The sequence below is a fragment of the Streptomyces agglomeratus genome (assembly GCF_001746415.1).
In the GTDB taxonomy this organism is placed as follows: Bacteria; Actinomycetota; Actinomycetes; order Streptomycetales; family Streptomycetaceae; genus Streptomyces; species Streptomyces agglomeratus.
This window is the reverse complement of sequence record NZ_MEHJ01000002.1, coordinates 32,222-45,310: the sequence shown is the minus strand read 5'-3', so window position 1 is coordinate 45,310 and position 13,089 is coordinate 32,222. Positions and strand designations below refer to the sequence as shown.

General features: G+C 68.4%; 10 protein-coding genes and 4 pseudogenes. 8 read left to right on the top strand and 6 right to left on the bottom strand.

Translation table 11 applies throughout. The features are described 5' to 3' along the window. Positions 1-76: 76 nt before the first annotated feature. Together AS594_RS36890 and AS594_RS36885 are read right to left on the bottom strand one after the other, a co-directional pair. Positions 77-1,420, bottom strand: a pseudogene (locus AS594_RS36890) (NF041680 family putative transposase); the annotation flags it as partial. A gap of 193 nt (positions 1,421-1,613) precedes the next feature. Further along, positions 1,614-3,065, bottom strand: a complete 1,452-nt coding sequence (locus tag AS594_RS36885) for a nucleobase:cation symporter-2 family protein (protein ID WP_069931732.1) — start codon at positions 3,063-3,065, stop codon at positions 1,614-1,616. A 373-nt stretch (positions 3,066-3,438) separates the two neighbouring features. On the opposite strand from AS594_RS36885, the gene AS594_RS36880 reads away from it, so the two are divergent. From AS594_RS36880 to AS594_RS36870, 4 genes are all read left to right on the top strand, one after another. Next, positions 3,439-4,158 (top strand): helix-turn-helix domain-containing protein, encoded by a 720-nt coding sequence (locus AS594_RS36880; RefSeq protein ID WP_069931731.1) that lies wholly within the window; start codon positions 3,439-3,441, stop codon positions 4,156-4,158. A gap of 334 nt (positions 4,159-4,492) precedes the next feature. After that, positions 4,493-5,914, top strand: a complete 1,422-nt coding sequence (locus AS594_RS36875) for a nucleobase:cation symporter-2 family protein (protein ID WP_069931730.1) — start codon at positions 4,493-4,495, stop codon at positions 5,912-5,914. 304 nt (positions 5,915-6,218) lie between these two features. Then, a complete protein-coding gene (locus AS594_RS41960; RefSeq protein ID WP_079148509.1) occupies positions 6,219-6,512 on the top strand; it encodes a cold shock domain-containing protein in 294 nt (97 codons plus the stop codon). Positions 6,513-6,851: 339 nt separating this feature from the next. Further along, complete coding sequence (locus tag AS594_RS36870; RefSeq protein WP_176741126.1) at positions 6,852-7,010, top strand: hypothetical protein; 159 nt, start codon at positions 6,852-6,854, stop codon at positions 7,008-7,010. Positions 7,011-7,127: 117 nt separating this feature from the next. Here the strand turns inward: AS594_RS36870 and AS594_RS43470 are convergent. The 4 genes and pseudogenes from AS594_RS43470 to AS594_RS48175 all read right to left on the bottom strand — a co-directional run bounded on the left by AS594_RS43470 (position 7,128) and on the right by AS594_RS48175 (position 9,754). Beyond that, positions 7,128-7,988: pseudogene (locus AS594_RS43470) on the bottom strand (IS5 family transposase). Between the two features lie 70 nt (positions 7,989-8,058). Then, on the bottom strand, positions 8,059-8,478 hold the full coding sequence (locus AS594_RS36860; RefSeq protein ID WP_069931728.1) for a RacP protein: 420 nt from the start codon (positions 8,476-8,478) through the stop codon (positions 8,059-8,061). Positions 8,479-8,480: 2 nt separating this feature from the next. Then, positions 8,481-9,477, bottom strand: a pseudogene (locus AS594_RS36855) (DUF6192 family protein). Further along, positions 9,362-9,754, bottom strand: a complete 393-nt coding sequence (locus AS594_RS48175; protein ID WP_369522875.1) for a Ku protein — start codon at positions 9,752-9,754, stop codon at positions 9,362-9,364. The pseudogene AS594_RS36855 and the gene AS594_RS48175 overlap by 116 nt, the downstream one beginning before the upstream one ends. A gap of 643 nt (positions 9,755-10,397) precedes the next feature. On the opposite strand from AS594_RS48175, the pseudogene AS594_RS48170 reads away from it, so the two are divergent. The 4 genes and pseudogenes from AS594_RS48170 to AS594_RS36850 all read left to right on the top strand — a co-directional run. Beyond that, a pseudogene (locus AS594_RS48170) lies at positions 10,398-10,976 on the top strand (hypothetical protein); the annotation flags it as partial. 124 nt (positions 10,977-11,100) lie between these two features. Next, the gene (locus AS594_RS46855; protein ID WP_240509337.1) at positions 11,101-11,451 is read left to right on the top strand and encodes a hypothetical protein; all 351 of its coding nucleotides are present in this window, start codon (positions 11,101-11,103) and stop codon (positions 11,449-11,451) included. A gap of 162 nt (positions 11,452-11,613) precedes the next feature. Continuing rightward, entirely contained in the window at positions 11,614-11,742 is a 129-nt protein-coding gene (locus tag AS594_RS47380; protein ID WP_256097114.1) for a hypothetical protein, read from the top strand. Between the two features lie 539 nt (positions 11,743-12,281). After that, the gene (locus AS594_RS36850; protein ID WP_069931727.1) at positions 12,282-13,052 is read left to right on the top strand and encodes an IS5/IS1182 family transposase; all 771 of its coding nucleotides are present in this window, start codon (positions 12,282-12,284) and stop codon (positions 13,050-13,052) included. Positions 13,053-13,089: the final 37 nt, after the last annotated feature.

The window sequence follows — 13,089 nt, the reverse complement described above, 5'->3', positions numbered from 1 at the left end:
TTCACGGTCACACGACAAGAAGTTCCGCCCCACCAGCCAAGAGTCCGGCGCCTCCCTGATCCCTGGAACCGAACAACGAATCGCTCTTGACCTTCACCGGGCAGGAGTCGTGCGACAGCCTCGCCGCGGTCGCGCGGACGTTGCGAAACCGCCGCCTGACCCGGGCGGGGGTGAGGCGACGGGGTTCGGTTCGTCGTTCCCAGGGCCGTCGGAGGTTTTCGGTGAGGGGCCGGGCGAGACAAAGCTGGGTATGTGCGGCGATGATCAGCCAGGTCCACAGATCGGCGGTGTCGGCGCGGCGGATCTTCGGTGCGGTCCATCCGAGGGTCTGTTTCATCAGTCGGAAGGTGTGTTCCAGGTCGAAGCGGCGGAGGAAGGCCTGCCACCACCGGTCCACGTCCGCCGACGTGGCCGAGGTTGCGGAGCACCACAGCCAGACCGGTTTCGGTTCGCGGTCGCCCGGCAGGCGCTCGACCGTCAGGCGCATCAATGTGCCGTGCAGGACGGGTAGTTCGTCGTCCGCGTGCTCCAGCCAGGGGCCGCGGTGGGTGAGTCGGGGATGCATACGGTTCCAGGCCGTCGTCTCTGCCTTGCCGTAGCGGGTGGTGTCCGTGGCGGTGGTGACGTCGGGCTGGTGCCAGGTGTCGGGCTTGGCGAAGGTGAGGATGCCGCCGTGTCGGCGGGGCCGGCCGCCCTTCGGTCCGGAGCGGGCGGGGCCCGGGTCGCGGAGCATGACGCGGTCCGAGCGCAGTCGTCCGAGCAGCACGACCGGCAAGTCCCGCAGGGAGTGGGAGAGGTAGGTGACGTCGTAGCCGGCGTCCATCACGATCAGGATCTCGGGGTCGCCCGGCTTCCAGTGTCCCGCGTGGGCCAGGCGTTCCACGACCTCGCGGAGCTGGGCGGCGGTGACGAGTGTCGCATCGTCCGTGGGTCCGAGCCGCAGGGCGTCCAGGAGCCGGCACCAGGAGGTGCGGCCTGTTTCCAGAGCGGCGACGAAGGAGTACGGCCAGCCTGGGACGAACTGGTCCTTGCCGCGGTCGCCGCGTGCGTAGACGTGGCAGAACAGCCGGCCGTCGCTGGTGGGAGCGTCGGGGCGGAGCCAGTTGCTCACGTCCACGGCCAGTACGATCCGCCCGTCGGTCGTCTTCGGCAGCGGTAGGCCGGCCAGAGTGCGTCGCAGACGCGTCGGTTCAATCCGGCCGCGGTCCAGCCCCGAATACAAGGCGCCGTGTCCACGCCGGTGCTCGGCCGTCAGCGACAGCTCGACCAGGGTGTTCACCGGCCCTTCCGCGCACAGCACCGCGTCGGTCAGCTCGAAGAGCGCGTCAGCCCGGGCATACAGGCAGTCGTAGAACTCGACACGAAAGCGGGACAACACATCCAACGCCTCGCGTCCGGACACCTCGGCAGACAGACTCATACACAGCGGCCGTTCTCTGGTGCTTCATGACTCGACATCTCGAAGCGTGGAGAACGGCCGCCTCCGCCGTCCCCGGAAACACCGCAGATCAGCAGGTCGGGTGACGAGCGAGGATAAACGCCAAGCTTAGTACCTGTTTCTGAACCTCGCCTCGGGCGGCCCACTGCGTGACGAGTCACACGGCGCCCCTGATTCATCGGGGTTGTCGGGCTGAACCTGGGGGGAGGTGTGTCTGGCTGTCGATACCGTCGAACGCGTTGACCTGTGCGGTGGGGATGTGGCTCTCGTTGGCCTCGCTGCCTCGTCCGAAGTGGTTCAGGAGCAGGTTGAGGAGGACGGCGACGAGGCATCCCGCCGTGATGCCCGATCCCAGCACCATGGTGATGGGCGCGGGGAGCCGGTCGTAGAAGTCAGCCGATGCGACGGGGAAGAGACCGAAGGCGAGGGCGACGGACACGATGATGCCGTTGTGCCCGGTGGCCAGGGACGCCTTGGCCAGGGTCCGGATTCCGGCGACGGTGATCGAGCCGAAGAAGACGACTCCCGCCCCGCCGAGTACGGGCAGCGGCACGAGCGCGACCAGCGAGCCCAGGACCGGCACCAGGCCCATGAGAACCAGGATCGCTCCGCACAGGGTGACCGCGTACCGGCTGCGGATGCGGCTGATCGCGACCAGGCCGACGTTCTGCGCGTAGGCGCAGCTCACGAACGCTCCCAGTGCGCCGCCGAGTGCGGTGCCCAGTCCCTGGGCGCGCAGGCTGCCCGCGATGACGCGGTCGTCGACCGGCCTGTCGACGACCGATCCCACCGCGATCAGGGACGCGGTGGACTCCGTCATGGAGACGAGCATGACGACGAGCATGGTGGCGATGACCGGCGCCTCGAACTGCGGGGCGCCGAAGGCGAACGGGTCCGGGAGTGCGAACAGCGGTGCCTGGGAGAGGTGGTGAAAGTCGACCTTGTCCATCGGTACCGCGGCGGCCGTGCCGGCGATCAGTCCGAGCAGGATCGCGACCCGTTGCAGGAATCGTCCGCTGAGGAGTCGGTGGAGGAGGAGGATGAAGGCGAGGGTTCCGGCGGCGAGCGCGAGGTTGGACGGTGAGCCGTAGCCGGAGGACTGCGGGTCGCCGCCGCGCGCCCAGTCCCCGGCCACCGGCAGCAGCGAGAGGCCGACCAGCGTGATGACGGAACCGCTGACGACGGGCGGGAAGAAGCGGACGAGGCGGCAGAAGGCTGGGGCCAGGAGGAAGCAGACGGCCCCGGCGACGAGAGTGGCGCCGAACACCAGGGGTAGGGTGGCCTTCCCCTGTGACACGGAGGCGGCCAGGACCGGGGAAACCACAGCGAACGAGACGCCGTTGGTGACGGGCAGCCCGGCGCCGACACCCCACAAGCGCAGCGTCTGGGCGACGGTGGCCAGGCCCGCGACGAGCAGGCTCGCGGCCAGCAGAACGGTGAGCTGTGCTGCTGTCAGGCCGATCGCGCCGCCGATGATCAGCGGAGGCGCCGCGATGCCCGCGTACATGCTGGCCACGTGCTGCAGGGCGGCGGGGATCATCCGCCGCATGGGCAGCACTTCGTCCGCGGGATGGGCGGGGAGGGACGGGGCGGTGCGGTCGTGCGTGAAGAGCGCAGGGGAACGCATGGGGACAATCCCTCCGAGAGACCGGCCGGCCGGCGCACGGCTGGGACGGTCGGAGCGAAGCATGGCCGGACGAGCCGGACAGGTGGACGGGCCTGCCCGGAGGGATACGGAAATCGTGCCGGGTTCCGGGGTACGGAGTACGACGTCATTCCTTATTGCGGAATTCACTTTCCACTGTGGACACCAGCGACCCTACGAACAGGCCCCCTGGCCGTCAACTCCTCCAAACAGACCAATTGGTTCCTGTGATTGCTTGGAGGTATGCACAATCACTGTCGCCCAGGGTGTCAACGCGCGTTCATCGGCGTCCTGAGCGCCTGCGGATTCCGCAGGTCTTGGCCGCAGCGGCACCCCGGCCCTACGGTGTCCGGCTATGCCATCCCAAGACGATCTCCACAGTCCGCCCGAGGGTGAGATTTCCGCCTATCCACCGCTCGATCCCCGCCGGGCCACCCGGGTGCGGGAGGAGCTCGGACTCACGCACGGCCAGGTCGCCTGGGCCGTCTCGGCCTTTCAAGGGCACCCCCTCCACCCTGACACGCTCCGGGCGTGGGAGCAGGGCGCCGAGATGCCGACGGCCCGTCAAATCAGGGGGCTGGTCGCCGCGTTGTGGTGTTCACTGGGTGATCTGCTCGGCGAACCGGCCACGCTTTTGCAGTGCCGGACGCTCCTCGGGCTGACGGTGGAGCAGGTGGCCCTGGAGGTCGGCATGACCCGCGACCGGTACGCCGAGGCGGAGCGGCGCAACCGCTGGCGGGGGTCAGGGCGGCAGACCCAGGCTCTGCTCGAGGTACTTCGCCCGCCGCCCGCCTGCTTCGTCGGCGCGTGCGGCAGGACGGGGCAGTTGCGCGTGCTGCTGCGGGAGGCGGTCACCGGGTGGTGGCCGAACTACGTACGGCCCGTCGAAAAGATCGTCCCCGTGGCGCCGGCGGAGATCCGCCGTGCCTTGGAACAGCTGCACCTGGCGTACCAGCGGATCGACAACCACGGCCGGACCGGGGCTGCTGCGGAGGCGGTCGAGCGCGAGGCATTGGCCTTCCTCGACCGGGTCGACGAACAGCTGTGGCGGCGGCTGCGCACCCAGGGGACCTGACCCCACCCGCCTCCGAGCCAGGAGGTCTTGACACACTCGCCGCCACATGAGGCACTAGAGCCACCCAGCCATACGGAAGCTGCTTTCCGCATCGTGGACGATCCGTTCATGCAGTCTTCGGCAGGGCCTGTCGGGGCTCGCTCACCCCGCGACACCCCGGCTCGGGCAACTCCCACGTTCCCGTTCCTCAGGGCACCCCTGTGCCCTCGGGCCCTCCTGCCGCCCGCTCGACTGCGTCATCGAACCAGTCCACACGGCCCTCCGAGACATCGGCCGCTTCCCAGCGCCCTGCTCCTCGGCGACCGCCGTCCCACGCAGCCCAGGAGGTACCTCCGTGTCGCCCACCGCCACCCCCAGACCGGCCCCTGCCGCGAAGCATCCCGTCGACCAGACCCTGCCGTTCGGAAAGCTCCTCGGCGCCGGTCTCCAGCACGTGGCGGCCATGTACGCCGGTGTCGTCGCCCCACCTCTGGTCGTCGGCATCGGCGTGGGACTGAGCACGGCAGAGATCGCGTTCCTGATGAGCGCCAGCCTCTTCACCGCCGGTATCGCCACCCTGCTGCAGACCATCGGCTTCTGGAAGGTCGGCGCGCGTCTCCCCTTCGTCAACGGCGTCTCCTTCGCCGGCGTGGCCCCGATGCTGGCCATCGCCAAGGCCGAGGGCCCCGATGACGCGCTGCCCGTGATCTACGGCGCCGTGATCGTGGCCGGGGTGTTCGGCTTCCTGCTCGCCCCCTGGTTCTGCAAGCTCATCCGGTTCTTCCCGCCCGTCGTCACGGGCACCGTCATCACACTCATCGGCCTGTCCCTGCTGCCCGTCGCCTTCAACTGGTCCCAGGGAGGCAACCCGCAGGCCGCGGACTACGGCGACATCAAGTACATCGGCCTCGCCGCCGTGACACTCCTGATCACCGTCGTGCTCCGCAGAGTGCTGCGCGGCTTCCTCAAGCAGATCTCCATCCTGCTCGGACTCGTCGCCGGCACCCTGATCGCGCTGCCCCTCGGCCTCGCGGACTTCAGCGCCGTCGCCGATGCCGACGTCATTGGCTTCCCCGCCCCCTTCCACTTCGGCGCTCCGCAGTTCGCCGTCGCCGCGATCATCTCCATGATCATCGTGATGATCGTCTCCATGACCGAGAGCACTGCCGACGTGATCGCCCTCGGCCAGATCGTCGACAAGCCCGCGGACGAGAAGACCCTCGCCGCCGCGCTGCGCGCAGACGGCCTGGGCACCGCGCTGAGCCCGCTCTTCAACGGCTTCGCCGCCAGCGCCTTCGCGCAGAACGTCGGCCTGGTCGCCATCACCAAGCTCCGCAGCCGGTACGTCGTGGCCGCGAGCGGCGGCATCCTCATCCTGCTGGGCCTGTGCCCGTTCCTCGCCTCAGTCGTCTCCCTGGTGCCGCAGCCCGTCCTCGGCGGCGTCGGTCTCGCCCTGTTCGGCACCGTGGCCGCCAGCGGAATCCAGACCCTCGCCCAGGCCGGCCTCCAACGCGGTGACAACGTCCTCATCGTCGCCATCAGCCTCGGCATCGGCCTGATCCCCATGGCCGCGCCGAACTTCTACCACGCGTTCCCCGAGAGCATGCGCATCATCCTCGACTCCGGAATCAGCACCGGCTGCGTCGTCGCGGTACTGCTCAACCTCGCCTTCAACCACATCGGCCGCGGCAGTCAGAGCGACACCGCCGACACGGCCACCACGGAGCACGACACCACCCCGGAAATGGAGCCCACGCCGGCCGCGCACGGGCACTGACCGCGGGCAGTGGGTGAGGTGTGCGCTCCCTTCGGGGGCGCACCCACTCGTGCGCCGGGGAGGAATGCGGCCGGGACCGGCAGCGTCGCCAGCGGGGTGACGGCTCCTCGACAACTCTGCCGACGAACGGGCCGTGCACACGCTCAATCGCCGGGCATCAGCGAGGTCGCGCGGGAGAACGATCTGGCCCAGCGGGCAGGGGGGTGCGGTAGTGGTCCCGCCGGAGGCGGGGCCACTACCGGCGTCGGAGGCGCATTGACCTTGTAGTTCCCGGTCGGCGCGAGGTTCGCTCGAATGAGGGGCGGTGTCGCTTGCGCGAACCGCAAGGCTCTGGCCAGTAGTCCTGGCTCACATCCTGCTCTTGAGAGAGGTGAGCGTTGTGCCAAGGGGGACTGTGAAGTGGTTCGATCCGAAAACGGGAGTTGGCGTCATCACGTGGGGCGACGGCGAACCGGACGCTGTTGTGTACTCCTCAGCCATCCAGCTCTGTTGTCGTGCACGTGCTCTGGTGGCGGCCGAGGCTGTCATCCTCGACGTGATCAAGGACTCTCAGGGAGTCTGGGCGGCAAACGTCTGCCGGGCAGAGCCTTGTTGTTGAGGCTCCCGGGCGGGCACTTCAGTGGCAGAACCGGCGGTTTGCCCAGTGGTGGCAGCAGGGATGACCTGCGGGGATGCGTCAGTGGCTGCTTCTGATCCCCAGCCTGGAACCCGCCAGTGGTCCATCAGGGTGACGGCAGCGCTGCCGGGCGGTTCGGCATCACCGAGGGGGATGAGACAGGGCAGGCTGACGGTATGTCCCGTCTGCTGCTCCGAGTTCGGGAGAAGGAAGCTGAGGTCGAGGCTTGGCTCGGAGTGTTCGCCGAGGGTGGATGGCCGCAATGGGGTGGCATCCTGCGAGACGTGCCGGCACGACTGGCTGCTGTCGTGCATCACGGCGATGACGTACGGATCCGCCTTCTTCCTGCTTCTTCCTGGTGGGGAAGAGCGGCGGATTCATGCCGCGGTGCCGAGCGTCGACGACAAGGAGCGCGACGGCCAGGAGCGCGTCGAAGTGCTCTTCCTCGGGGAGGGGACGGTTCCGTCTGACCTGACGTGAACAGGCGGGCGGTAGGCCAAGTTGGTCGCGACCAAACTTGAGATCGATCAAGCAAACCGTGAGTTCACCCGCTGGCACGAGCAATCCGGCAAGGAGGGCCCGCAGACCGACCAGTAGTCAGGCGGCTTGCGCCGACCGGGGCGGCGGGGTGACGGGCAGGAGGTTCAGCCTCTTGCTGCCGCGGGTGATGCGGCGGGTCATCAGTGTGATCGCGGCCCACGTGATCAGGGTTTCGGAGTGCTGGACGAGCCGTTCGTAGTCCCGCGCATGCCGGCGGGCGTTCATCATCCAGGCCAACGAGCGTTCGACGACCCAGCGGCGGGGCAGCAGCACGAACCCGGAGGAGTCCTTCGGTCGGGCAACGGTCTTGATCGTGAGGTTCAGATGCTTCTTCGCCCAGGTCACGAGCTTGCCGGCGTATGCGCGGTCGGCCCAGAGGATGGTGATCTCGGGGCGCGTCAGGCGGAGGCGGAAGAGGACTTCCTTTGCCGCAGCGGAGTCGTGCAGGTCGGCCGAGGTGACCATCACCATCAGCGGCAGGCCGCGGGTGTCGACCACGAGATGTCGTTTGCGGCCATTGATCTTTTTGCCTGGATCGTAACCACGGCTGTCCTTGCCGACGGTCGAGGCCGCCTTCACGGACTGCGAGTCGATGATCGTGGCCACGGCCCTCGGTCCTTTGCCCATCTCCTGGCGGATCCGCCCGGCAAGGACGTCGCGGATCTGGCCGACGACACCGCAGGCGGCCCAGCGGGCCATGAACCCCTAAACCGTCCTCCAAGGAGGGAAATCCGCAGGTAAGGCCCGCCATTTGCAGCCAGTGTCCACGACATATCGGATCGCGTCGACGATCTCGCGGCGGGGATGCTTCTCCGGCCGCCCCCCAGCAGGTGTGTCGCAGGCCGGCAGTGGCAGCAGCGGCTCGATCAGGGCCCACTCGGCGTCGGAGGTGTCCGAGGGATAGCGGGGGCGACGCATCTTCTCCTCCGCAACTGACCTGCGGCGGGTGCCGACCGGCGAAGCCGGTCGGCACCCGCCAAGGAGACGGTCAGGCACTGGCGATGAGGTCGAGGGTGGATTCGATGGAGTTGAGCTGGGCGACGATGTGGCGTACCCACTTGTCGTTCGGGTGGGCGGCGGCATGCGGGGCGACGGTGCCGGTGATGAACCGGCGGAACACGGTCAGCTTCTCTCTGACCACCGCCCGTTCGTATGCCTCCAGCGCGGCCCGTTCGGCGCCAAGATGATAGCCGTCCTGCCTGGTCCAGATCAGCGGCGGCGAGCCCTTGGAAGCGGCCTCATCCCGCAGGGCCGCCAGCCCCGACCGCACCTGACTGACCGACAGTCCGCTGGCGCGTACTAACTGGTGCATCAACAGGCCGGCGGGCCTGGCCTCGAACAACACGAACCGGATGGTGTCCGCGTGCCGCCGGGCGGCGTCTCCCCGTCGCCGTGAGGCGCGGGGCACCGCTATTCGCCCTTCAGCATGCGGGCCAGCTCGTCGTCCATGTCGACCTTGCCGGTCTCGACTGCTGTTTCGATCCAGTCGAGCGTCGCCCTCACCTTCGCGATGTTCTGCTGCACGATCGTGCGCTCGTCGTCGCCCAGGGTCCGGTCCCGCAGGCCGGGGACGGTGCGGCCGGCCGCAGCGACGAACGAGTGGCAGGCGGTGACCAGGTCCAGGAACTCCACCGTCCGGTCGATGTGACGGACCGCCGGGGCAACCGGACTGGTGTCCTCGAAGTGTTCGCGGGCTTGTCGACTCCGCTCGACCTGGGCATGGTTGACCCTGGAGTCGGGCGGTGTCGTCACTCATCGCCTTGAACGCGACGTCCGGCCGCCGCAGCAGACTGGTCGCCGCACTCGCCGCGACCGTCTCGTCGCGGGTGAACTCCTCAACCACCCGGACCTTGTTCTCCGGGGAGACTTTGGCCGCAACCTGCGGACGCTTGAGGAATTCGGTGGTCACCGACGCGGCGACCTCCTCGTCCCGGGCCAGATGGTGGATCGCGGTGATCTTCTCCTGCGGGGTCTCCGGGTTGTCGACCGTCCACCCCACCCGCCGCTTGGCCTCGTCCGGCGACCACCGCGTCTTGCCTTCCGGCGGGATTTTGATCGCGGTGAACCGCTCTTCCTCCTCCTCGATCTGCCCCAGAATGCGGTGAACCGTGAACGAGACACCCGCCTGGCGACGCTCCTTCGGCCAACGCGACGCGGTTCACCTGGCGTTCTTCACCGTGCTGAACGTCAAGCCGATGTCCTCGGCCAGACGGATCAGGGACTCCCTCACCGTCCACTCCGCGTCCGCGATGCCGCCGCGGGGCCTGACCGGCTCGATCTCCAGAGCGCGATCACCGATCGTGAACTGGCCCTGGGTCTGCTGTTCGACGACCTGCCGCAGCTCGGCCACGATCTGCTCGTAGCGGGACTGGCTGACGTTTCCGACGTTGTCGATCTCCTCGGGCATGGCTTTCACCATCCATGCAGGCCGGGGCACGGAACTGAAGTCCGTGACGTGGACACGACCCGCTCATATCCCGCTCGGCGTCCGTGACCTCGATGATCGTGTCGCGGGAGATCTCGTAGACGCGCCCGATCTCGCCCTGGTGCACGACTTGCCCGTCCAGTTCGCGCATCTTCTGGTACCGGATCCGGCTGCTGGCGGCCTCATGGAATTGACGGAAGGCAATGGAGTGATTCTCGGTCGCGCTCAGGGAGCCGGATAGGGGTGGTGACCAGCCCAAGTGAGATGGCGCCGCTCCAAACGGGGCGTGGCATGACGGCCTCCCGCACGTGGGAGAACCCCTAGTACGGACATGGATGCGAGGCTCGGCGGCGGCTGGCGGGGTGCCGTTTGGGTGAGCCTGTGCGTGGCGGCCTCGCAGGCTCGCAGGACCATGGCAGAGTCTGGATCGGCAGATACGCGAATGGGGCCCCCGGCGTGGCCGTCACACTCCGCCCGGGGGTTTTCGCCTGCCCCGGCGTTGCACCGCCGAGAACTCTCCGCTGGAGTTTCGGGTCGTGGTGGCCAGTGCTTGACCGGCCGCAGTATGCGTCGAGAGTCTCGGGCTGCAGAAGGCGCGTCGTGTGGGTACCCGGGCTCCTTGGCTAACCGCCGGCTGGCGTCACAGACGTTGAAGCGGGTGCGGTCGGCCCTGCGGCGGTCTCTACGCTTTCCCCTACGTTCTCCCCTACGTTTGCCGGCACGTTTGTGCAGCTCAGGCCCCCTGGACCAGCCCGGTTCCCGGCACTTCGACAACCCTCTTTTCACCTTTCTACGTCAGACGAGAGTGGTAGGAGAGGTGAGTATCGGGTTCCGGGGCGCCAGGGCGGGAGCCCGCCGCCGACCGGCGCTGGGCGGTCGGCCGGACGTGGGGGAGGCGTGGGGTGCTGGTGGGTGGGACGAAGGCGCGACCGTACGGGTCGACCACGAAGCGCCCGCGGCCGGCACGGCAGATCCGGCAGTTGACGTGTCCGGGCACCGCTGACGCGCAGACGGTCCGTAACGCCGCGAAGGATCTCGGGGTGGAGGGCCTGGTCGTCTCGCTCGGGTCCGCGACCCGGATCAACGACAAGGGCAATCGGGTGTCGGAGAAGCTGTGGAACCTGACTCCGGCCGGCCTTCAGGCGCCGAGTGTGGTCCTGGACCGTGAGGTGAAGGAGATGGGCGGCACGGCGAAGGCGTCGGTGCCCTCGGGTGCTCCGCACGCGCGGAAGGTCACGGACACGATCACCGCGTTCCTTCAGCCGGTCCCGGAGCCGACCCGGCCGGTCGTCCGCAAGAACCAGCCGCCGCCGACGCCGACGGTCCCGCCCCAGACAACGGCTGGCCCGTCCCGGCCCGCGGGGGTCGGCACGCTGGCCTCGTGGGAGACCGAGGTCGTGTTGCCGGTGGCGGGTACGTTCACTACCCCGGTCAAGGGCAGCCCTCGCGCGGACGCCGTCCTGACCGCACCTGGGGCCGGGTTGCCGGTGCTGTTCGTGGAGGTCGACAACGGCACCGAAGACCGGCAGATCGTGGCCAAGATTTTTCAAGTATCGCCGATTCTTCCGCCGCACGGTCAAAGACACAGGCGCCCGGGAGATTTCGATGTGGCAGACGCTCTACGGCGACCACGGCCGCCAGGGTCACCCGCCTGTGGCGATCGTGTTCACCAAGCAGGTGGGGCCCGAGGCGATGATGAACCGTATGACGGCCATCCGCGACCTCTCCACGGAGTGCTGGAGGGGCCACTGGCAGGACGGCACCCTCTACGGGTCCGGTGTGAAGGACGGCTTCCGCCGCTACGACGACACCGTCCCCGTCACCACCCTCCCCCCGCCTACAGGAGCACGGACCCCACGGGCCCATCTGGTGGCGCTACGGGCATTCCTCGTGGGAGACCCTCGAAGCGGCTCTGGACAACCCGGACGACTACCGGGCGTTCTACGTCCGCGATGAGGAACGCCGCCTCGAGCGGCGCGCCCAGGAGGAGCGCGAGCAGCGCGAGCGGGAGGAGACCAAGCGGCGGCAGAAGGCCGCCGCTTGGGCGTGTCCGACCTGCGGCCGTGACGTCTACCGAACGACGGCTGGCAGTCCGTACCGGCGGGCAGCGACTGCACTGTGTGCGCCTCCGCCAAGGAGCGGGAGCGCCAGGCGGCCGAGGAACGGGCGGCTGAAGAGGCTCAGGCGAAGGCGGAAGCGGAGGCGTGGCGCAAGGAGAACGGCATCTTCGGCTTCCTCCGCCGCTGACACCGGAGCTCTGCCGGTCTGTACACGCCGCCCCCGCCGCCGCTGGGGGCCGGCGGGGCATGGGGTGGGGCCCCGAGCCAGGCGCGGGTTATCGGGGCCCCGGAGCGCGCAATCCGTTGGGTTGCATGCGTCGCCCGGCACAACTGCGACGGTGAGTCTCGGGTCACGGGGTCGGCAGAGTGAGGCCTCGCTAATAAAGCGGATAGCGCTTCGAGCTTCTGCGCTGGGGTGTCCGCTCCGCTCCCACCCCGAGTCCTTCCCGCTCCGCTTCAACGCCGAACAACTACTGCCAAACAAACACAGATCATCACGTCGGATTGGATCGGGGTTCCGCTTCGCTCCACTCCGGGGGCCCACTTCGCGGGCCCCCGGTACTCCCATCGCATGGGAGTTGGCCTCGTTTCAAGAGGTCAGAGACTTCAGCTGGTTACGGTGCCCGCTTCGCTTCCACCCCAGCTTCAATCCAAGCCTGTACCCAGAAAAATCCGCAGGCTAAGTCCTGTCCCGTAACTGCTGGTCAGGGGTGAGATGATCTTGCCGTGCCTGGTGTGATCACGGCGTCGCAGCCCTCCTGGATAGCCCCGTTCAGCGGGTTGAGCCCGCGCCAGTTCGGCAAGCTGATCACCGCGCTCCGGCGCGAGGGTGCGGATCCGGTGCGCAAGGGCCGGCCGTGGAGTCTGCCGCTGGAGGACCGCGTGCTGCTGGTCGCTGCCTACTGGCGGACGAACCTGACCCTGCGGCAACTGGCGCCGCTCTTCGGGGTGTCGAAGTCCGCAGCCGACCGCATCATCGACCACCTTGGGCCGTCGCTCGCCCTGCAGCAGCGCCGGCGGTTCCGCAAGGACACCGTGCTGATCGTGGACGGCACCCTGGTTCCCACCCGCGACCACAGCGTCGCCGAGCAGTCGAAGAACTACCGGTACTCCACCAACCACCAGGTCGTCATCGACGCCGATACCCGGCTGGTCGTCGCGGTCGGCAGCCCTTTGCCCGGCAACCGCAACGACTGCAAGGCGTGGGAGCTGTCCGGTGCGAAGGCCGCCGTCGGCAGGACCACGGTCATCGCGGACGGCGGCTACCGGGGCACCGGCCTGGTCATCCCGCACCGCCGCGAACCCGGCCAGAGCGAACTCGAGGCATGGAAAGAGCAACACAACGCCTCGCACCGCACAGTCCGCGCCCGCGTCGAGCACACCTTCGCCCGGATGAAGACCTGGAAGATCCTCCGCGACTGCCGCCTCAAAGGCGACGGCGTCCACCACGCCATGCTCGGCATCGCCCGCCTGCACAACCTCACCCTCGCCGGATGACGAAGAAACAAGCAGGTCACCGAACACGTCATAGATC

Coding starts and splice junctions, on each gene's coding strand:
- AS594_RS36885 (WP_069931732.1), bottom strand. CDS start 3,065: ATGCGTTCCCCTGCGCTCTTCACGCACGACCGCACCGCCCCGTCCCTC.
- AS594_RS36880 (WP_069931731.1), top strand. CDS start 3,439: ATGCCATCCCAAGACGATCTCCACAGTCCGCCCGAGGGTGAGATTTCC.
- AS594_RS36870 (WP_176741126.1), top strand. CDS start 6,852: ATGACGTACGGATCCGCCTTCTTCCTGCTTCTTCCTGGTGGGGAAGAG.
- AS594_RS46855 (WP_240509337.1), top strand. CDS start 11,101: ATGTGGCAGACGCTCTACGGCGACCACGGCCGCCAGGGTCACCCGCCT.